This is a genomic window from Nostoc sp. 'Lobaria pulmonaria (5183) cyanobiont' (assembly GCF_002949795.1).
Classification (GTDB): domain Bacteria; phylum Cyanobacteriota; class Cyanobacteriia; order Cyanobacteriales; family Nostocaceae; genus Nostoc.
In genome coordinates, this window is sequence record NZ_CP026692.1 from 488,235 (window position 1) to 507,906 (window position 19,672).

The 19,672-nt window shown below is 41.3% G+C and carries 20 protein-coding genes and 1 pseudogene; 7 read left to right on the plus strand and 14 right to left on the minus strand.

Annotated elements, in window-relative coordinates:
• The first annotated feature begins 24 nt into the window (after positions 1–24).
• Positions 25–576 carry a DUF2231 domain-containing protein gene (locus NLP_RS02025; protein WP_104904927.1) on the plus strand — a complete coding sequence of 184 codons (552 nt, stop codon included), beginning with the start codon at positions 25–27 and terminating at the stop codon, positions 574–576.
• Between the two features lie 484 nt (positions 577–1,060).
• Positions 1,061–1,438, plus strand: a complete 378-nt coding sequence (locus NLP_RS32675) for a hypothetical protein (RefSeq protein ID WP_158680253.1) — start codon at positions 1,061–1,063, stop codon at positions 1,436–1,438.
• Positions 1,439–1,496: 58 nt separating this feature from the next.
• On the opposite strand, the gene NLP_RS02030 is transcribed toward NLP_RS32675, so the two are convergent.
• Positions 1,497–2,621 (minus strand): RNA-guided endonuclease InsQ/TnpB family protein, encoded by a 1,125-nt coding sequence (locus tag NLP_RS02030; RefSeq protein ID WP_104909740.1) that lies wholly within the window; start codon positions 2,619–2,621, stop codon positions 1,497–1,499.
• A 46-nt stretch (positions 2,622–2,667) separates the two neighbouring features.
• On the opposite strand from NLP_RS02030, the gene tnpA reads away from it, so the two are divergent.
• Positions 2,668–3,069, plus strand: coding sequence for an IS200/IS605 family transposase (tnpA, locus tag NLP_RS02035; protein ID WP_104904928.1), 402 nt, complete (start codon positions 2,668–2,670; stop codon positions 3,067–3,069).
• A 632-nt stretch (positions 3,070–3,701) separates the two neighbouring features.
• Here the strand turns inward: tnpA and NLP_RS02040 are convergent.
• A complete protein-coding gene (locus NLP_RS02040; protein WP_104904929.1) occupies positions 3,702–6,953 on the minus strand; it encodes an alpha-mannosidase in 3,252 nt (1,083 codons plus the stop codon).
• A gap of 87 nt (positions 6,954–7,040) precedes the next feature.
• Between NLP_RS02040 and NLP_RS02045 the strand changes: the two genes are divergently transcribed.
• The 3 genes from NLP_RS02045 (at position 7,041) to NLP_RS02055 (ending at position 10,585) form a co-directional block, all read left to right on the plus strand.
• Positions 7,041–8,744 carry a hypothetical protein gene (locus NLP_RS02045; RefSeq protein ID WP_104904930.1) on the plus strand — a complete coding sequence of 568 codons (1,704 nt, stop codon included), beginning with the start codon at positions 7,041–7,043 and terminating at the stop codon, positions 8,742–8,744.
• Between the two features lie 258 nt (positions 8,745–9,002).
• On the plus strand, positions 9,003–9,227 hold the full coding sequence (locus NLP_RS02050; RefSeq protein ID WP_234017172.1) for a hypothetical protein: 225 nt from the start codon (positions 9,003–9,005) through the stop codon (positions 9,225–9,227).
• Between the two features lie 437 nt (positions 9,228–9,664).
• On the plus strand, positions 9,665–10,585 hold the full coding sequence (locus tag NLP_RS02055) for an alpha/beta hydrolase (RefSeq protein ID WP_104904932.1): 921 nt from the start codon (positions 9,665–9,667) through the stop codon (positions 10,583–10,585).
• Between the two features lie 155 nt (positions 10,586–10,740).
• Here NLP_RS02055 and NLP_RS35945 read toward each other — a convergent pair whose 3' ends face one another.
• From NLP_RS35945 to NLP_RS02090, 8 genes are all read right to left on the minus strand, one after another.
• Positions 10,741–10,842 (minus strand): ribbon-helix-helix domain-containing protein, encoded by a 102-nt coding sequence (locus NLP_RS35945; RefSeq protein ID WP_442946640.1) that lies wholly within the window; start codon positions 10,840–10,842, stop codon positions 10,741–10,743.
• A gap of 96 nt (positions 10,843–10,938) precedes the next feature.
• The gene (locus NLP_RS02060; protein WP_234017173.1) at positions 10,939–11,256 is read right to left on the minus strand and encodes a hypothetical protein; all 318 of its coding nucleotides are present in this window, start codon (positions 11,254–11,256) and stop codon (positions 10,939–10,941) included.
• A 62-nt stretch (positions 11,257–11,318) separates the two neighbouring features.
• Positions 11,319–12,089, minus strand: coding sequence for an SDR family NAD(P)-dependent oxidoreductase (locus NLP_RS02065; protein ID WP_104904934.1), 771 nt, complete (start codon positions 12,087–12,089; stop codon positions 11,319–11,321).
• 272 nt (positions 12,090–12,361) lie between these two features.
• On the minus strand, positions 12,362–13,369 hold the full coding sequence (gene arsS, locus NLP_RS02070) for an arsenosugar biosynthesis radical SAM (seleno)protein ArsS (RefSeq protein ID WP_104904935.1): 1,008 nt from the start codon (positions 13,367–13,369) through the stop codon (positions 12,362–12,364).
• Positions 13,370–13,412: 43 nt separating this feature from the next.
• Positions 13,413–14,378, minus strand: coding sequence for an inorganic phosphate transporter (locus tag NLP_RS02075; protein WP_104909741.1), 966 nt, complete (start codon positions 14,376–14,378; stop codon positions 13,413–13,415).
• A 140-nt stretch (positions 14,379–14,518) separates the two neighbouring features.
• Positions 14,519–15,487, minus strand: a complete 969-nt coding sequence (gene arsM / locus NLP_RS02080) for an arsenosugar biosynthesis arsenite methyltransferase ArsM (RefSeq protein ID WP_104904936.1) — start codon at positions 15,485–15,487, stop codon at positions 14,519–14,521.
• A gap of 305 nt (positions 15,488–15,792) precedes the next feature.
• A complete protein-coding gene (locus tag NLP_RS02085) occupies positions 15,793–16,467 on the minus strand; it encodes a response regulator transcription factor (protein ID WP_104904937.1) in 675 nt (224 codons plus the stop codon).
• A gap of 194 nt (positions 16,468–16,661) precedes the next feature.
• Complete coding sequence (locus tag NLP_RS02090; RefSeq protein ID WP_104904938.1) at positions 16,662–16,949, minus strand: Mo-dependent nitrogenase C-terminal domain-containing protein; 288 nt, start codon at positions 16,947–16,949, stop codon at positions 16,662–16,664.
• A 438-nt stretch (positions 16,950–17,387) separates the two neighbouring features.
• Between NLP_RS02090 and NLP_RS02095 the strand changes: the two are divergent.
• Positions 17,388–17,615: pseudogene (locus NLP_RS02095) on the plus strand (transposase); the annotation flags it as partial.
• Positions 17,616–17,754: 139 nt separating this feature from the next.
• Here NLP_RS02095 and NLP_RS02100 read toward each other — a convergent pair.
• The 4 genes from NLP_RS02100 to NLP_RS02115 all read right to left on the minus strand — a co-directional run bounded on the left by NLP_RS02100 (position 17,755) and on the right by NLP_RS02115 (position 19,601).
• Entirely contained in the window at positions 17,755–18,162 is a 408-nt protein-coding gene (locus NLP_RS02100) for a VOC family protein (protein WP_104904939.1), read from the minus strand.
• A 95-nt stretch (positions 18,163–18,257) separates the two neighbouring features.
• Positions 18,258–18,668 (minus strand): VOC family protein, encoded by a 411-nt coding sequence (locus tag NLP_RS02105; RefSeq protein WP_104904940.1) that lies wholly within the window; start codon positions 18,666–18,668, stop codon positions 18,258–18,260.
• A gap of 22 nt (positions 18,669–18,690) precedes the next feature.
• Positions 18,691–19,134: a YybH family protein gene (locus NLP_RS02110; protein WP_104904941.1), complete on the minus strand. Its 444-nt coding sequence runs from the start codon at positions 19,132–19,134 to the stop codon at positions 18,691–18,693.
• Positions 19,135–19,169: 35 nt separating this feature from the next.
• Complete coding sequence (locus NLP_RS02115) at positions 19,170–19,601, minus strand: YciI family protein (RefSeq protein ID WP_234017174.1); 432 nt, start codon at positions 19,599–19,601, stop codon at positions 19,170–19,172.
• Between the last annotated feature and the right edge of the window lie 71 nt (positions 19,602–19,672).

Consider the following 19,672-nt stretch of genomic DNA (forward strand, 5'->3'; position numbering starts at 1 on the left):
GTTGATAAATTCAGGATACTAATAATGGAAACTACAGAAACAACGCAAATAGGTTCAACACCTTTCCCAAATATTCCACCAGTTATTGAAAGTAACGACAGTGAGTATCGTGATACTGGTGTACCGAGTACAGTTGCGATCGCTGGACATCCCCTACACCCGTTGAGTGTGATTTTTCCCATAGCCTTTTTAGCCGCCGCCTTGGGAAGTGACATTGGTTACTGGTTAACTAGCGATTTCTTTTGGGCTAGGGCTTCGCTATGGTTAATCGGACTTGGATTAGCTGGAGGTGTCCTTGCATCTGCGATCGGTCTTAGCGACTTTGTGAAAATTGAACGAGTCCGCAAACGCAGCGCCGGTTGGACGCATTTGATACTTAACGTTTCTATACTAGTTTTATCACTCGTTAACTTTCTCCTACGTTTGGGCGACGCTGAGTCCCGAATAGTACCTTGGGGACTATTAATCTCGCTCGTTGTTGGTACATTAACCAGTGCTTCTGGTTGGTTCGGTGCTGAACTTTCCTATCGCCACAAAATTGGTGTAGTAGGTGGAGGTAGCAAAAGATATCCTTAAAGGAAAAGGAGGAAGATAGGAAAAATGCAGCACTTAACAAGATAGTTAGTCGGAGCTACAAACCTAGTGACAGATTATTATTTACAGCTTCCGCTAAGAATATTTAGCAGTTCTCGTTTGTATTTGATACAGTTTTGATATATCTTGTGGGATGGAGATAAGTCCGATATAAAGTTTTCCTAAATAAAAATTATGGAAGATATTTTCCTTAACCAATAAGGCTTTTGAACCCATCTCACAAGAAAAAATGTAGCTTATTTATTTAATAACTGTATACTTTATCTGTATAGTAAAAAAAGTTACATCCCGTTAGATCCTAACTATTTATATACACAAGCTTATAAAAATTACAATTGTACAAAAGGGTGAAATTGTAATATTTAATTTCATCCTAAATTCAGTTTAAAAAAGTGTACAAGCGGTAAATTTCCGATTTTAAAGTGTTTTAATAAAGTTATTACCGAAAGTTTAGAGAAGCAAAAACATGAAAGGTTTCAGGAAGTTATCTTCAATAGCAGTATTGCTATTTGCCTTTGTGTCCCCGCCCTCATTAGCTGAAGCGAAAGATATTTCTTTAAGTAATGCTCTGAGTGAACAGAGCGTTGCACGAGATGCTAACCTGGTTGGAAATCAAACCGGAGAGCTTTTGATTGCTCAACGGCGGTCAGGACGATACCAGAGAATCCGACGACGGCAGATAATGCGACGACGGCAGGGCTTCGGACGATACCAGAGAATCCAACGACGGCAGCCTTACGGACGATATCAGAGAATCGAACGACGGCAGCCTTACGGACGATATCAGCGAATCGAACGACGGCAGCCTTACGGACGATACGAAAATTTCCGACGACGGTATTAGAGATATGATTGACATACTCCCCCGAATCAGCTAGCGCTTTATTCGGGGGATTCTAGGCTCAAGCAGCGAATGCTGGCATAGCCAGTCTGACATCACCTAACCCAACAGTCGATGCCCCGACTTTGAAAATATTCCGCGCTGCGTTTTCGTCCCTTCCATTGACTGATTGACAATAAGGACAGCGCCACTCTCTAACTGACAAATCAAGACTTTCTAAAACATGACCACAACAAGAACAAGTTTTACTGGATGGATACCACCTATCAATAAATACAATTTGCTTATTCTTCTTTTTGGCAATCCATTCTAGGATTTGCAGAAACTCACCAAAAGCCAAATCTGATATTTTGCGACCCCAAAGACGTTGCATTCCCTTGAGGTACAGCGTTTCAAAACACAGTACATCGAACTTATTGGTTAATTCATGGGCTAACTTCCAAAACCAATCGCGCCTACGGTTAGAAATATCCTCGTATTTGCGTACTAGATTCTTCCTCGCCCGTTCCCGATTGGAGGAACCTTTTAGCTTTGTGGAATGATGAATGCTTGCTTTCTTAATCGCATTTAAAGACTGTTTGAGGAATTGGGGAGATTCAATTTTTGTACCATCTGAGCAAGTGAGGAATGTCTTGAGTCCAAAGTCAAAACCCGCTATATTACCAGTCGTGGATTTAATTTCTGGTTCAAAACAATCGTCAACAACAATAACCATAAATAACTCACCTAATGGGGTGCGTTTAATTGTTAACGTTTTGACTGTTCCCTCAACGTCTCTAGACTTCCAAAATTGATATATTCGATTACCAATTTTTACTCTGTTGCCACCTAAGAACTTATAGCCAGCTTGTTTAAGGGTGAATGATTTATACTTCTTAACCTTCTTGAATCCTGGGGGTCTGACACATGATTTATTGTGCTTAAAAAATAGTTGGTAGGCTTTCTCTATGCGTTGGCAAATATCCTGCACTGCCTGAGAGCCAACCGACTGCCAAAACTCTTTACGCTTGCGTATCTTGGCAATATGAGCTTGAAGTTTTGCACAGTTTAAGTGTTTTCCCCACATCCGATAATATCTTTTGTGGAGAGCAATACAATAGTTGTAAATTACCCCAGCAGCATTAATATTAGCTTTGAGGTATCTATTTCGCTTGTGTTGGTACAACTTAAACTTTAATGTCTTCATGTAAACATAATACCATTTATCATGTAGATAATCAATACTCATCTACATGAAAACTGTATACAATCATTACAATCACAGCTTAGGGTTAGCAACTGTTCACTTAGTCTGGATACCATGCAGGCGTAGAAGGGTATTTGCAAATAACGAAGACTTGAAATTTCGATGTATTCAAGTATTTCAGTCTGTCGCCAATGACAATAAATGGGTTATCAAAGCTTTAGAAATTGCACCAGATCATATCCACTTGCTGGTAGAATACGATCCGCATCATTCAATTGCTCAGGTTGTGAAAGCGTTTAAAGGACGCTCCTCACGGATTTTGAGGCAAGAATTTCCTGATTTACTTAAGCTTCCTAGTTTGTGGACACATTCTTATATGTTTGATACCACAGGAAAAGTCAGCACACAAAAAGTACTGGACTATATCAATGATCCACATCACGGCTGAATAAATTCAGCGCGTTCGCTTATATCCCCCGACTGAAGTACGGGGGCTTTACGCATCACGACTCGTAAAAATGACGTAGGCATAATACCCTTCTCATAACAGAGACGCTACGCGTAGCTTGCTTCCACCAAGTGGTATAGGAAGCCTTCGGCTACATGAATTTTGCCTACTAAGGATTTTGGATAAGGCAGATAATTAGTTTCGAGAGATGTCTATTGAGGACTGGTGATACAAATAATATCGTGTCCGGTTAAAGACTTATCATTAAGACCGCAGAGGGGCAAAGGTGCAGAGGGGTAGAGGGGACGGGTTTTTGGTCTTTCTTTCTGCATAGATTTGGGAATTATAACTAATTAGCCGGACATGATATAGCGGTTCGCATTCAGATGCGGTACAACATTATATCGCGGGGTGTAGGGGCACGGCAGTGCCGTGCCCCTACAGGTGTACCTCACACAAACGAGAAGCGCTATATAAGCCAATTGTTAATAGAAATCTGGTGAAAAAGAATGTAGAGACGCAGCACTGCTACATCTCTACAAAGGTTTGGATAACACATATTTAATTTCACCAGATGTCTCTTTAATGGTTAGTGGTTGTTCTATTAATCACTAACCATTAACTATAGTGGCTCACTCCAGCCTGGGATTAATCGCTGGTATCACCTTGAAATTGGCGATTTTCCAAGGTTGTATCATTAATATTTGTTGCTGAGATGAAAATTCAGTACTGGCAGAACGCTCTAATAAATCTACTGGATTTCCGAGATTCAACCCTAAATCACTTTGCAAAGATAACTCGGCTGTTTCTCCGTGAGATTCATAACATCGCAGAATTAACTGCTGTGGATCATCTTCAGATGGCTTCAAGGCCATCAAGATTAAATTTTCAGCTGATAAATCTAGGAAACTCACTCCTTCAATAGTGCTGTTAGCGGTAGTGGAGGGTTGAGCCAGTGGCCAATTCAATATCACTTGCAACGGTATATTTAATTCATAGCCACGCCGTACTGTATGGGCTGATTCCCAACTATCAGCATGAGGATACAAGGTATATTTGAATTCGTGAAAACCTCGGTCAGCCTCTGAGTCTGGCCAATTAGAACTGCGTAGCAGCGTTAGGCGGAGTTGATTTGGTTTGCTGTCATAACCGTATTTACAATCATTGAGCAAACTGACACCATAACGATTTGGGATTGCGGTATTTGTCTGTCTGTCCTCTGCTGTTAAATCAGCCCAACGCAAAGCAGGAACTTCCCATTTTGCTTGTTCTGCCGGGGTTTGCGGTTTAGTGGGGCGGCGAATCGCGCCACAGGGAATTTCATAAGTAGCAAAGTCGGCTTCAATATTTAGAGGAAAAGCAGCTTTCACTAATACATGATTTTCTTGCCAATTGACAGTTGTAGCGATGTTCAGCAGAGGTGAACCAGCTTGCAGAATATAGTCTTGGCAAAATTCCGATTCACCCAACTGACGCACCACGCGTACACGACTTTGCACCGGGCCTTGTTCTAACCACTGAATAGATTGAAGATTTGTTGAGGGTAAGGGATGTTGAGCATAATTGGGGTCTATATTCCAAGCATCCCAATATTGCCCACTGTCTTTAAAAGCTTGCAGTTGATTCCCCGCCCCACTCAAAACTTCTCGTTGATAAGTTTTGTCAAAAACACTTGATAAATCTCCGGTGTCAGGATCTATAACAACTCGCAAGAATTCATTTTCTAAAATCCAGTCTGGGGGGAGTGGGGGAGATGAGGGAGAGACGCGATTAATCTCGTCTGTACTGGGGAGTGAAGGGGAAAGCCAAAATATGCGGTAGCCTACGGGTGGAATTTCGCTGGCGAGAAATAGTAGCGTTGATGGTTCAGATAATTGGGAGACAAGCTGCTTGTTAGAAGCATCGTAAATCTGCCATTCTTGGGTAGTTGTTGGTGGTGTGGGTAAGGGTACAGAGACTACCTCAGAACGTTGCCAATTGAGAGAATTGAAAACAAAAATAGGCAGACTATCGGGTTTTGGTGGTTCTGATAGGGTAATGTGAGATGCGATCGCTAAAAGTGATTCCTGTAATATTTTCGTTCCTACTTGTTCTACTTGTTGCCATTGGGGCAAGGTATCTGTGTAAACTTGGGTAATTGAAGAACCAGGTAAAATATCGTGAAACTGTTGAAATAACACCAATTTCCAAGCTGCTTCAATTTCTGCCTTGGGATATCTCACACCACAGCTTACAGTTGCCAAGGTAGCAAATAGTTCAGCTTGATATAATAAATTTTCACAACGACGATTCCAGCGTTTTTGATCTGCGTGGGTAGTGTAGCAACCGCGATGAAATTCTAAATATAGTTCGTCATTCCAAGTAGGAAATAAGGGAGAATCATCACTATTATCTCCTGCCTCCTGCCTCCTGCCTCCTTTACTAATTTGCTGTAAATACTTTTTAGCCGTGGTAAATTCTAAGTCTGGGAAGAAAGGCGACTTTTGCCAGCGTTGGGCGGTTTCTAACATATCACGGGTGGGGCCGCCGCCGTGGTCGCCGACACCGGGAAGCCAGAGGGATTCTGATAAACAAGTTTGGGTTTGCCATTCAAGAGCAGAAGTTGCCATTTTAACTGGGTCAATGCTTTCACCTATGGGTGCAGACATCAAACTAAAGACTTCACTGCCATCAGGCGATCGCCACCAAAAAGCCCCATAATCAAATTTAGTAGTATCATTCCACCGCAACTTCTGCGTCACAAAATACTCAATTCCGGCATTAGCGAAAAACTGCGGTAAAGTTGCACAGAAACCAAAAGAATCTGGAACCCATTCCACAGTTGAAAGCTTGCCAAATTTCTCCTGGATGTAGCGTTGACCATACAGTAGCTGACGGACTATTGATTCACCAGCAATTAGGTTGAGTTCTGGTTCCACCCACATTCCACCGACAACTTCCCAACGTCCAGCAGCTACCTGTGCTTGAATCGCCCTAAATAAATCCGGGCGATGTTCTTCAATCCAAGCATAAAGTGCGGGACTTGAATGACAGAAAATTAACTCAGGAAAATCTTCTTGCAACTTCAGAACCGACTCAAAAGTATTTTGCGCCGCATTCCAAGTTTCACTCACAGGCCATAACCATGCTAAATCTAAGTGAGCATGACCCAACAGGAAAATTTTAGATTTTGGATTTTGGATTTTGGATTGAATTAAATTTTGGCGTAGAGATAAAAACGACTTTACCAACCCTCCCTTATTCTCCTCCGTGTTCTCTGCGCCTCTGTGGTTCGTAACTTCCCCCACCATCGCCGCCAAAACATCCAACTTCTGTGGCGCAAACTTTTCCAAATAAAGCTGCACTACAGCTAACTCATCAGCCACAAAACCCGGATCGGGATTATTATCAACAGTAGACTCATAAACTAGGAGCGATCGCACTAAAGCACCATCACAATGTCCCGGACTCACTAATCGCAAAGCTACAATGAATTCTTCCCCTGGCGTTACGCCTTGACTGAGAAGTACTCTCGGCGAAGAATCAAATAAATCACCCTCCAGCACTAACTTGCCATTTACATAAATCTCAGCAGAATCCGCCCACCAAACCAGCGCCAGCCGCAAAGATAACCCAGCTAAGGGATAACCGTGTAAATCTTGGGGAACTACCAATCTTTGCACTAGCCATAGCACTTTTTTCCCGCCCGTCCAAGCAATATGTTCTTTAGCATTCAACTGGACTGGTTGCCAATGAGACAAATCAGCAGCTACAACATCAGTAATAACTAAGTTAGATTCCTGATACAGCCACGTAGACTGAAGATTAACTTGACAAAAAGAGCGCAGTTGCTCAATTGCTTGTGAGATAAATTTGGTCTGGGATTGAGAGACAGTCGGGGTCATATATTCGCTAAGATGAGGTGTTGGTTATTTTTATTGTTTGGCGCGAGTCTCACAACTTAACAAGACTTGAACTAAAAAATTACTACTATGTCTTCTGGTTCCTCTGGTCGTTATCAAAGCAGACTATTTAACTTTGTCCACCAGCAATCTCGGCGGGTGACACAACAGTGGGAACATACCTTTCGGCATTTGCAAGTTGCCACTAAGTGGGGTGTCGAGGTACTACTTTACCCCGTGTATCTACTGTTTCAGTCATCTGAATCATCTGGGAAAACGCTACATACTAAAGAACCACAAGCTAGATTAAAGTTACAACCAAATGATACCGATTTCCAGCCTGAAACTCTACCCAATGCTGATACTCCCATTCAAAATGTACTAGAGGCAGTCAATTACCTGTCATCAGATGAACCCGCCTCGACTCCTACGAAAGCATCTAAACATTTGAATCCCTTGGCTTTATTGGGAGTTTTTCGGCTGAAATTCGTTGAAAATAACTCTAATCTTATTCAATCATCAAATATTACAGATAATCAAGCTGTCAGTCTCAACCCTTCACAATTAGAAAATGCCCTTCAACAGCGTCTTCCAATAGTGCGAGGAATTGCCACAAATTTGATCAGTCGAAATTTAGTACTTGTTACTGCCGACAATGAAATTCTAGATATCTTAACACCCGAACAACAGGCAAAATTAGAAGATCGAATTATTAACGAAGTTGCTAAGTACTGGCAGTCTTCTCTACGAGAGGCTGCGCGTTCGCGTAGCGTTCCGTTGGCGCAGCCTCTGGTAGAGAAGGAAAAGCGTTTGATTGTAGCTCAAAAAGAAACGGAGCTATTACCACAAATTGACCGATTATTAGCAAAACTCACTGACGCAAATCCAGATGAAATTCCAGTTTTAGCGGAGGATATACCAAAAGATTTACTCAATACAGATAGATTATTAACATTTCTAGATATAGCCATTGCTAAGTTGGAATCGAATGCTTTAGTCCCAGTGCAAGAACGTAGCCAGGAAATTGTCCAAGTTGCCCAAACTCAGTTAAACATATTTCTTTATGGCAAAGAGCAATTAGCTACCAAAGGAGAAATTGCACCCAACGCTGATGGTTTAGAAACTCATTCACAGAATTTTCAGGCTTTGATTGAGGCGGCGCTTAATTACTTTTTTGGTGTTGGTAATAGAAAAACACTTGAGACAACAACCAGTAATGAGAGATTGCCAGGTAAACTATTTCCATCACGCCTTAGAAAAGCTTTGTCCAAAAGCCCTCTGGTAGAGAATCAGGATTTAACAGATGATCCTTGGCTAAGGTTGAATGATTTATTTGGTGACACCGAAGCCGTTGTTGATAAGCCAATTAAATTTTCTGGGAAGATAAATCCTGCTTTAGCCCCAAGTTTATCAGTAGGGCATTTTCCACAAAAGAATTTGAGTGTAAAACAACCTAAAATTGGATCTGGCTTGGTAAAAAGAAAACAACCAAGTAGTAATCTTACCTCAAGTCAAAAAACCTCTGGAAAAGTCGCCTCTGCAAAACAAACCCGAACCAGCATTTCCCAAACTAAAAGTGAGAGTCGTAAAGGGGAAATTTTGCAACAGCAGTCTAATCAAAGCAGTCAAGTTGAGGCGCAGCCAGACTGGATAGAAACCAAAGCAACTTCAACTGGCTATGAAAAGCACCCCTTAGAGCAACTTTTGGAATGGCTTGATTATGTTATGGTCTGGCTAGAAGAGAGATTTGTAAAGATTTTTCAGTCATTGCGGCAGCTATGGCAAGGGAAATAATAGTAATTCGTAATTCGTAATTAAGATTTGTCAGATTGCATCTGGGTTTCCAGGTTTACATCTGTAGCCTAATTTTGGCGAATTTGTATAAGCTGGCAGAGATTTTTTAATAAACTATTATAATATAGCAATTTTTCAATTTAAGGATAATCAAGATTATCTATAATGTTATTGGTAGTTGTCTAAGTAAAAATTATTGTCTACTGTAAATACTTTAATTTCAAAAATCCATTAGATAAACCGAAAATTGAGACGTTTGTGGTAAATCTGCCTCAAATACCGAAGATAGGTGAAACAATTGTAGTCGAAAGAATTTCACCCCAAAAGGAGTTTGTAATTATCTTTGAGTACATTGTGACAGCAGTGCAATTTAATGCATCTAGGGAATCGGTTGATGCAGCAGATGCTCAGGTAAACGCATTTTTGAACCACTGTTGGGAGGGAACATCAAATTTCAAAGTTACAAACTTTTTAGAACAATAATCTCTCACCACAATATATGATTGAGAAAATAAGCTAAAAGCTTTAATCCTGTTGGTTCATGATAAAAAGTTTTGTTGTGCCTGGGCTAAGAAACTCCGACGATCGCAAAGTCGCCATGAAAAGCACAACCGCGCATATATCCTGGACAAAATGCCACAGGTTCAAATCATAGCAGTATCTTCTTTTTCAACTGAGCTTTATACTGAGAAATAAAGTTTTTGTTAATACTTCTTTCCTCCAGCAAGAACTGCTTACTCTTAATCAGAATACAATGTTGGCTCCTCGTTTCTTGTTCCCTGTTTTTTGATTGCTGAAGCAAAGTCAGGTAAGCTTCTTTACCCAATCTTCATAATTTGAATTCTTGTAGACTTGTACATAATTATATAGATGTTGACTTTTTAGTAACTTGTTGGGAAAATACGTAAAAAATTAACCAGATGATTGACCATAGCGATCGCCTAGCTTCTCGTAAAGAAGGCAGATTCCAAGGTGTTGGAGGACTTGAACTGTATTACCAAAGCTGGCATCCAGAGGGTAAAGTACGGGCAATATTAGCCATTGTGCATGGACTCGGAGCGCACAGCGATCGCTACAGTAATATAATTGAGCATTTGATACCCAAGCAATACGCTGTCTACGCCTTAGACTTGCGCGGTCATGGACGCTCACCAGGTCAGCAAGGCTATATCAACGCTTGGAGTGAGTTTTGTAAAGACTTAGGAGCTTTTTTACAGTTAATTCAGACTCAGAATCCTGGATGTCCAGTTTTTCTCTTGGGTCACAGTTTAGGCGCAGTGATTGTCTTAGATTACATTCTGCGCTATCCCCAACAAGCATCATTATTGCAGGGTGCGATCGCTCTTGCACCAACCTTGGGGAAAGTTGGGGTTTCACCTATTCGGGTACTTTTAGGAAAAATGCTCTCACGGGTGTGGCCGCGTTTCACCCTGAATACAGGTATTGACATCAGTGCTGCTTCACGAGATCCGCAGGTTTTAGCCGCCATTGCTCAGGATACAATGCGACATACCCTTGCTACTGCCCGTCTGGCTACAGAATTCTTTGCAACAGTTGATTGGATTAATGCTCACGCAGGTGATTGGCAATTACCATTGTTGATTCTTCACGGTGGTGCAGACCGAGTAGCTTTACCTGCGGGAAGTGACATCTTTTACCAACGGGTAAACTGCACAGATAAGCTGAGAATTGAGTATACGGGAGCCTATCATGAGATTCAAAGTGACATAAATTACCGCGAGGTAATGGGTGATTTAGAGGATTGGTTAGAGCGACACCTACCATCTGAGGTGGTGCAGTTAGGACGGGGAAGCGCTGAGTTAGAGTTTCCTAATTCTTAGCTTTCAGTACATGAGGTTTGATTACTCTATCGTCAACTAATGCGTAAGCGTAGCGCGTCGTAGACATCTAATAGTTCTAAGAGATAATACCTGGAATTATATTGTATTTTTCTAAGTAGTACTTTATTTTGGTATCTGATGTTATCAAAGGTGATTTAAGAACCACTGCTGATGGCTGAACTATAACCGCCCTTAGCTACTTGTTCCTCGACAAAGACTTTCATCGACTCAGGTAAGGAAATCTGAATGTTAGTCATACCTTGAGATATCTGGTGGGCGATTTTCTCTACTACGTTAGCACTGCGATCGCATCCACTTCCATCAAACAGGCGATCGCACCTTTAAATGTAGAGTCAATTGTTTGTATTATCCGAAAAATATATTGCTGAGGATTGAGAGTTTTTTCCAACCAAAATAGGTTCTCCCTTTACTCCTCCACGGGTAAGAGTACAAATCTTATAAAGATTTTCACACTCAAAGATTGCCAGAACTAGCTCTTTCCCTGTTTGGTAAGAGGATGGTAAAGGTTTCCCTACCTCGCATTCCATATCAATTTCGTTATCACGCCACTGTAACTTCCAAATACGCTTTTCGGTTATTGGTGCTTTAAGAGACTGAGCGATCGCACTATATACCTGCTCTGCTTTGATATCATCCTTGGCTGCTGGCACAAAAAACTTCATAGGCTGAGGTTACAAATAACGTAGGTTTCATTAGCACCAGCGTAACGCAGTTACCAAGGCAATCTGCTTCCATCCCATGAGAAAAAGTGTCCACTATCGCCTTCTTGAAGCTGTTCGATGACAGCCAATAATTGGGTAACAGTACGTTCCACTGAAAATAATTTTTCCGCAGGTACATTTCCCTGGAAAGGACGAGAAAGGCGGGTATCAGTTGTACCAGGATGCAATGTTACTATTAATGCTTTCGGACAACTTCTTTTATACTCAATTGCCGCAGTTCGCATCAACATATTGAGTGCTGCTTTAGAAGCCCGATAGCCGTACCATCCACCAAGTTGGTTATCGCCAATACTGCCCAATTTAGCAGAAATAGTGGCGAACACGCTGCGTTCTCCATGACGAAACAGAGGCAATAAATGTTTAGCCAGTAAGACACCACCAATACTATTTATCTGAAAGTAGCGCAGCAAATTTTCTGAATTGATCTGTCTTAAGCTTTTTTCAGGTTGCAAAGTATCTTCATGTAACAGTCCTACACAGTTGACTACCAAATGCAGTTTGTCAACTTGAGTATGTATTTTTTGAACAGCTTCAATAATCTGCAACTCCTCAGTAATATCTATCTCCAAACAAATTAATCGCTCAGGATATTTGTCTACAAGAGCTATTAACTCTGAGGCCGATTCCAGTTGACGAGAAGTTGCATAAATTTTAGCTATTCTGTGATCTTGTAGCAAATTTTTCACAAAACCCAAACCAATACCTTGACTGGCTCCCACAATCAAAGCATTGACAGGATTAATTTCATCAATAAAAGACATATCAATTTAGATAATTTGTGGAGGTATTTGATACTCATAGCGAGAGACGAAATAAGCACCAATTTGTCTCTGGCTGCGATCGCGGAAAGCAAAGCCTTGATATACTGCTCTCAGGCGCGGACGCGAATCATCGCAATCTAGACGTAAATAACGTTTACTAAGTGTTTGTGCGTGTTCAACAGATCAAGCCAGCAGTGTTGAACTGCAAAGCCATGTACAAATGCTGACTCTTCCTGAGAGATGTCGGGCCAGAAAAGTAAATGCTCTAGTTCTTAGAGCAAAGCGCCACCACAACTAGAACCACATCCAGCAGTACAACCATAGCAATAAGCAGCAGTTTGTACCTCACTAATCAGGTCTAAACTGCCAGCTTCTAACAATTTGCCAACTGTCAAGGTTTCACCATTGCGGGTTTTTGCAGGCAAATTCATCATTTGGTTAAAGTCACAATCATATACATTGCCCAGATAGTCAATTGAAAGTTCATCGCGACACATTAAATGTTCAACTGTGCTGGGATTAAAATGCGACTCTAAAAACTGCAAATAGCTGGTGTATAGTTTTCTCCGTTCTAAATGCATTTTGGTTCTACCAACTGGTAGGTTAGTAAAGGTGAAGAGGTTGTTAAATACAATATTAAAATGTTCTTGTAAGAACATTTTGTAATCTTGTTCTAGGTTACTCTGTTCGGGAGCTAAAGAAAATTTTTCATCGGTGGGCAACTGGGGATTAAAAACCAAGTCCAAAATTAAATTTTGGTTTTTACCATAGCCGAGTTGGTTAAGCCACTGTAAAGCTTTGACGGAACTATCAAAAACACCAGTACCACGCATTTTATCAACATTATCTGCTAAATAACAAGGTAGAGAAGCCACAATTCTTACTTGGTTTTGGGCAAAGTATTCTGGTAAATCGCCAAATCCATCTTCAAAATAAATGGTTAAATTAGACCGGACAATCACTTGTTTATCAGTTGCTTTTGCTGCTTCTACAAGTGGCTTAAATCCATAATTCATTTCGGGTGCACCACCAGTCAAATCCACAATTTTAATTTCGGGAAATTTATGGATTAGTAAAATCAATTGTTCGCAAATTTCAGGAGAAAGTTCTTCTGTACGTTTTGGACCGGCTTCGACATGACAGTGTGTACAGGCAAGATTACAACGTTTACCTAGATTAATTTGTAAAACAGTGATTCCTTTTTTGCTCAAGGGTGAACTGAGTTTGTTTTTAAAGGCTGTGATTGCTGTATCTAGTAGAATTTTTGTTTGAGTTTGCATTAGTTACTACTCCTAAACAATTGCACAACAATATTCAATTTTTCTAACCTTGCAATAATCTGTAGGTGATTGCACTAATAATTGCAGCAGTTGGTAAAGTTAAAATCCACGATAGTAAAATCTGATAAAAAACACGAGTATTAGATTTAGATGTTTTGCTAATTAATCCTACACCAAAAATAGAACCAACTGAAACGTGAGTGGTAGAAACTGGAAGCCCAAACCGAGTAGCTGCAATGACCAAAACCCCAGTTACTATATTTGCTGATAAGCCTTGAGTAGGATTCATTGAGGTAATCTTTTCACTCATGGTTATTGCAACTTTTTGAGAGTTGAGTAAACCGCCAAGTGCCATTGCGATCGCTATTGTGATCGTTCCTCCTTGAATCGAGAAATACTCAATAATTAGGAGGAGTGAAACAATCTTAGGAGTATCATTTAATCCTCTAGCAAAACTGACAATTCCAGCGCTGAGAAAATGACAAGCATCAATCATTTTTTGGTTGACTGGTAGATGCCATTTTGAATTAATATAGCCAGATAATCTGTAAATTCCTGCTCCCAAGGGAATAGCAATAATTGGACTGAGTAATAAAGGCAAAATAAACGAATTTCCCAAAGCGGCAAAATTAACTTGTAGTCCGATCGCCACTAATCCAGCCCCAACCAACGCACCTGTTAAACTGTGAGTTGTGGAAATGGGAAACCCCATGAGGGTAGCAATGAGTACAGTCAATCCAGTAGCGATCGCTACTGCCAGATGAAACTCTGGGGCATTAGCGATCGCATCAGGTAATAGTCCTTTTCCAGAGAAGTTTTTAATTAATTCTCCTGCCAAAAAAGCCGCAGTTATTGCACCAGCAAAAGTTGTAAAAGTTGCCCACAAAATTGCTGTTTGATAACTGCTAGTTCTACTACCAAATAGCGTCGCTACACCTTTAAAATTATCATTTGCTCCATTTGAATATGCTAAAAAAAGCGTAGCTAAAAACAGACTAATTAACAGCATTTTGGAGTTTATAAAGAAGAAGTCAAAATTTAGAATCCAGAATGTAATTAGTGAAATATTCCAATTATGCATTCATTACCCAGTCGCACAGAACCATTCGGAATTCTGACTCCTGACACCTGAATTCTTTCTTAGATAAATTAACAGCAGCCACCACCGCTATAGTGCCAGGTTGAATCGGTAACAATTATTTCTGCTGGCTTGGTAGCAGCAAGTTTAGCAGCAGTTTTATCACACACCGCAGCCGGAATACTTAGCTGAAGTATATGACCTGCTAAATCGTCAAAGAAGGGTTCAGAACCAGCATAAATTGCCGTTTTTCCAGTGAAAATGCAAGCACCATCTTCTGGAATTACAACTTTAAATGAGACAGAATCCAGACTTTCTAAAAGTAGGTTTTCTTCTAAATTATAAGTCTGGGAATCTAGTAGGCGATAAGGACGACGGGCACGAATTTCAATTTGACCAAAACCAGCATTTATAATCCTTTCAGTATACTGTTGATATGTGAGTGCGCCTGATAAACACATGGCTCTCAGTCGCTCATCTTGTTGAAGATGTGCTGGAATGGGACGAGTAGCAATTGGATCGCTCATCTGTAAGCGTCCACCTGGTTTTAGTACGCGATATGCTTCTTTTAAAGCACGAGTTAAATCTTCTGGTTCAAAGATGTTGAAAAGGCAATTTTGTGCCACAACATCAACGCTAGCATCAGCAACAGGTAAGTTAAAAGCATCACCTTCGCAAATTTCTACAAAGCTGGTGTTAAACCAGGGATTTTCTTGAGCAGCAATTTCCAGATTACGTGTAGCTGCTTCCCGCATAGCCCCAACCGGTTCAACGGCAATTACAGCACTTGCATAGGGGGAAAAATAAGCGAATTGCAATGCTTCTAAGCCGCCGCCAACGCCGACGTACAGCACAGTAGGTTGCTTTCCTAGTTCAGTCGGGTGAACAGTAGTGCCACAACCATAATTCATTTCCTGCATTGGCAAAGGAATTTTCAATCCTGGTAGTTGCAGGGGCGTACTTTGTACACAACAAAGTCCAACTTGCGGGGTTTGGGCAACTTCACGATAGAATTGCGCTGCTGTTTCTAGATAGGTCATGCCATTTTGGGTTTTTAACTTTTATTTTGACGAGCACAGCTTTGTGCATCCTAATATAATTAACTCTGAGTTGGATGAGTTTTTGCTGAGATAGCCAAAAACCCCAAATCCTTCTGTGATAGAAAGATTTGGGGTTTTACCGTTATTTGACACTGGAAGACCAAGAAGAAGTAAGAGGAGATGAGGGAGAAATCAATTAAAAATTAAAAATGACGCTCACGGACTCGCTAATGCTGCGCTAACAAAATTCAAAATTAAAGAACTTTTGCCTTCTGCCTCCTCTTTCTCAATGCCCAATGCCCAATTCAATCATGCAATGTGTAGCCAACACCGATCACAGTTTGAATGAGACATTTTTCGTTATTGGCTTCAAGTTTCAGCCGCAGGTAGTTAATGTAAGGTTCAATGATGTTGGCATCGCTGATAAAGTCGTAACCCCAGACTTCCTCTAAAATGCGATCGCAGCTAATTACCTGTCGCGGATGAGCCAGTAAATATTCTAGTAAATCAAATTCCTTAGCAGTTAACTCAATTAACCGCCGATCTCGATACACTTCCCGCGTGCGACGATTTAAACTTAGGTCTTCAAATTCTAAAACATCTGCGGTCTCTGGTTGCTTGCTTCTTCGCAGGTGAGCGCCGACTCTGGCTAATAATTCATCAATGCTGAAGGGTTTAACGAGGTAATCATCAGCACCAGCGTCTAAGCCTGCAATGCGATCGCTCACTTCATCTTTGACGGTTAATAAGATGATCGGCACTTTATCAACAATATTTCGCAGACGGCTGTAAATTTCCAACCCCAACAAACCTGGCAACATCCAGTCTAAAATTACTAAATCCAGATGTAACTCACGCGCTGCGGTGAGTGCAGTCAATCCATCGTAGGCAATACTGACTTGATAGCCTTCATAATTCAATTCCAATTCGACAAATCGTGCCAGTTTGACCTCATCTTCAATCAGTAAGATGTGCGTCATGATGATGTTAATGATTTCAGCAGGATACGGTAAGCAACAATACGGTCTGGAAACACTTTAGTGAGGTGTCAGCTACTTACATAGCCAAACATCTAATTAGGTGTACGTTAGCTTAGTATAAACCTAAGATAAGTAACAACCGTAAATCTGCAATTACCGATCGCTGCTCGATCGAAGAACAATCCAACTGGCTATTAGCAATAAGCTGTGATATCTTCACCACATTCATCGGCAAGATAACAGAGCGCTCTAAAACGCAAACCAACCACTTCCTCGTATAGGGGATTTAATTTACACATAGGTGGAATATGAAATAACTTCCGACCAAACAGCGCGATGTCTCGCTCAAAGGGACACTGAGCAGGAATAGCTTTGCATAGGAAATGAGCCAATTTGGAGTTATGAATTTCTATGGTTTCCAACCACTCGCGGACTGGGTGTAGTGAATCGTTGTGTAAGTGAACTTGAATAAAGCTTGTCATAGTTTTTCACCTTGATAATTTCAAACTAGATTGAGTTTTTTGTATTTGAACCTTTATAAATAAATACAGTTAGGTTTTGTAGTTTTATGCACTTATTACTTTTTATTTGGTTCTCTACAGAGGTAGATGGAGTACTGTTAACTACACATTCAAGTACTACAGTTCCTGAGAATTTGTCCTGACTTTTCACTTCATATTGAAAAACCAACCTAAAACCTAACCCCCTAACTTTTCCCTAGTAGGGAAGGGGGAAAAATCAAAGTCTCTCCCCTGATAAGCTACGGTATACACACAAGTCGAAGAAAGCTCGATTTTCAGGGCAGAAATGTAGACAGGATAATGCTTTTCAGCCAATTGGCACTATTTGACAAACATTTCGGCTCAATACCTTAACGATGCAGAATTTTTCAGGTCACTGACAATACTTTATGCTTCTATAGGACTCAGCAGACGTACTACGGAGCAGTTGACTATCTCAAAGGCGAATTACTTCTTAAAGCCTATGGTGCAGGTAACTCAGAAAATACGATTGATTATCTACGTTATTTATTAGACCAGTCCCCTAAGCAACAATTACTTATTTTTTGGGATGGTGCTTCTTACCATCGTTCCCATGAAGTCCTTGACTTTTTAGCCGAGGTAAATCTTGGTTTACCGGAAGAAGAATCGCAAAAGTGATTTTACCACTCTTCAAATGTACGGAGATTTTTCAGAAATCAAATATTAGTCCTATATGGCGGTTCCCATTCAGATGCGATATAACGTTGTACAGCATCTGAATGGGAATTCTTCAAACATTACATTTTCAACCTTGATTTATTGCGCTTGGCTCCATGTAGATAATTTCCCAAATGTGGCCATCTAAGTCAGCAAATCCATGTCCATACATAAAACCATGATCTTGCGGTTCATTGTAGGTTGTTCCACCAGCAGCGACAGCCTTGCGAACTATTTCATCGACTTGTTCTCGGCTATCAGAAGATAAACACACAAGCACTTCTGTGCTTTTTGTCGCATCACAAATTTCTTTGGGAGTAAACGTTTTAAACTTCTCATGGGTCAAGAGCATGACGAAAATGTTTTCGGACACAATCATACAGGTGGAAGTTTCGTCAGTGAATTGAGAATTAAACTCAAAGTCTAGTTGAGTAAAGAACTCGATCGATTGATTGAGGTTTTTGACTGGCAGATTAACGAAAATTTGAGTACTCATGGGTTCTTCTTTTGAATTATTGCACAGTGAAAGATCGGCGAAAAAGCGCTGAGGTTTTACTCTAGGGAAGATGCCTATAAGCGCCTCCCCACAAGTCAAGCAGTTTTCTGGCAATTGACCATCCACGGAATACCGAATCGATCGACCAACATGCCAAAGCGGACAGACCAAAAGGTTTGATCGATCGGCATCTTCACTTTTCCGTTTTCTGCTAGGGTATGAAAAATGTGTTCTGCCTCTGCTGGCTCGTCAACGCTGATTTGCACGTAAAAGCCTTGGGGTGTATCAAAATACCCAGGCGGGCTGTCAGAACCCATCAAGAGGCGATCGCCCAGATCGAGGCAGACGTGCATGATTTTGTCATGCCATCCGGCAGGTATATGCTCGGCTGAGGGTGCATCTCCGTGGGTCATCATCATGACAATTTTGCCACCAAGACAGTGTTCGTAGAACTTGAACGCTACTTCACAGTTGCCGTTGAACATGAGATAAGGATTGAGTTTCATGGCGTTGGCTCAGTAGATTAGCCTATGGGTTTAGCGTGAATACAGCTTGAGAAGTCTCTGGATCGAATGGAACCGAGAGATGTTCGTGTAATATCTGCCATTCGCCTTGATTTTTCTGGCAGACAACGGTGACGCGCATCCACGTCTGCATTGCTGGATGGTCTTGGGTTCCTGTGAAGCGAAATAGCCAATGTGCAACTGCTAAGTCTTCACTGACGGTAATCTTGAGGTCTCGTGTTTCAATCTCAAAGGTGTCGGGGAAGTAAGGCAAACATTCTGACCACACTTGACCCCAAGCATCTTTTCCTTGGGTTTGGAAAGGAGGTTTAACATCGAAGATGATGACCTCGGTGGCATAATAGGACATGATTTGCTCAACATCCTTGGTGCAGATGGCACGTTGTTGCTCGGCAATTAGTTGGCGAATCTGAACTTCATTAGTTGCGATCGTGCTTTTGGTTGTCATTGTCATCTCTCCTTTTGGGTTGAAGTTGAGTGCAGTTACGAATTCTCTGGTAAGCCTGCAACTTCAATTACAGGTCGAATTTCAACGGTGCCGACGCGTGCGCCTGGAATCCGCGCGGCGATCGCGATCGCTTCGTCGAGATCCTGAGCATTAATCAGAAAAAAACCGCCCAATTGTTCGCGAGTTTCTGCAAACGGTCCGTCAGTTACTAGCGGTTTGCCGTCGCGCAGCCGAACGCTGGTTGCAGTTGCCACAGGATGGAGTGGGGCGGTTGCAAGATACTGCCCCTTCGAGTTGAGTTGTTGTGCCAGTTGCGCGGATTCTACATAACAATGTTCCCGTTCGGTTTGGCTCAGGGCATTTTCCTCCAGGTAAATCAGCAGCAAATATTTCATCGGGTTGCCTCCTTTATTTCCCTTCTTTCGTAAGTCGAACGGTGCTGTTTCAAATCGACAACACTCCGCCAAAAATTTTGATCGTTTAGTACGATCGGGGTATACCTCCCTTATTCCCTTTTTTCGTAAGTCGAACGGTGCTG

Bases quoted from the DNA above. Each gene is read 5' to 3' on its own strand.
- NLP_RS02025 (WP_104904927.1), top strand. From the start codon at position 25: ATGGAAACTACAGAAACAACGCAAATAGGTTCAACACCTTTCCCAAAT.
- NLP_RS32675 (WP_158680253.1), top strand. From the start codon at position 1,061: ATGAAAGGTTTCAGGAAGTTATCTTCAATAGCAGTATTGCTATTTGCC.
- NLP_RS02030 (WP_104909740.1), bottom strand. From the start codon at position 2,621: ATGAAGACATTAAAGTTTAAGTTGTACCAACACAAGCGAAATAGATAC.
- tnpA (WP_104904928.1), top strand. From the start codon at position 2,668: ATGAAAACTGTATACAATCATTACAATCACAGCTTAGGGTTAGCAACT.
- NLP_RS02040 (WP_104904929.1), bottom strand. From the start codon at position 6,953: ATGACCCCGACTGTCTCTCAATCCCAGACCAAATTTATCTCACAAGCA.
- NLP_RS02045 (WP_104904930.1), top strand. From the start codon at position 7,041: ATGTCTTCTGGTTCCTCTGGTCGTTATCAAAGCAGACTATTTAACTTT.
- NLP_RS02055 (WP_104904932.1), top strand. From the start codon at position 9,665: ATGATTGACCATAGCGATCGCCTAGCTTCTCGTAAAGAAGGCAGATTC.
- NLP_RS35945 (WP_442946640.1), bottom strand. From the start codon at position 10,842: ATGACTAACATTCAGATTTCCTTACCTGAGTCGATGAAAGTCTTTGTC.
- NLP_RS02065 (WP_104904934.1), bottom strand. From the start codon at position 12,089: ATGTCTTTTATTGATGAAATTAATCCTGTCAATGCTTTGATTGTGGGA.
- arsS (WP_104904935.1), bottom strand. From the start codon at position 13,369: ATGCAAACTCAAACAAAAATTCTACTAGATACAGCAATCACAGCCTTT.
- NLP_RS02075 (WP_104909741.1), bottom strand. From the start codon at position 14,378: ATGCTGTTAATTAGTCTGTTTTTAGCTACGCTTTTTTTAGCATATTCA.
- arsM (WP_104904936.1), bottom strand. From the start codon at position 15,487: ATGACCTATCTAGAAACAGCAGCGCAATTCTATCGTGAAGTTGCCCAA.
- NLP_RS02085 (WP_104904937.1), bottom strand. From the start codon at position 16,467: ATGACGCACATCTTACTGATTGAAGATGAGGTCAAACTGGCACGATTT.
- NLP_RS02090 (WP_104904938.1), bottom strand. From the start codon at position 16,949: ATGACAAGCTTTATTCAAGTTCACTTACACAACGATTCACTACACCCA.
- NLP_RS02100 (WP_104904939.1), bottom strand. From the start codon at position 18,162: ATGAGTACTCAAATTTTCGTTAATCTGCCAGTCAAAAACCTCAATCAA.
- NLP_RS02105 (WP_104904940.1), bottom strand. From the start codon at position 18,668: ATGAAACTCAATCCTTATCTCATGTTCAACGGCAACTGTGAAGTAGCG.
- NLP_RS02110 (WP_104904941.1), bottom strand. From the start codon at position 19,134: ATGACAACCAAAAGCACGATCGCAACTAATGAAGTTCAGATTCGCCAA.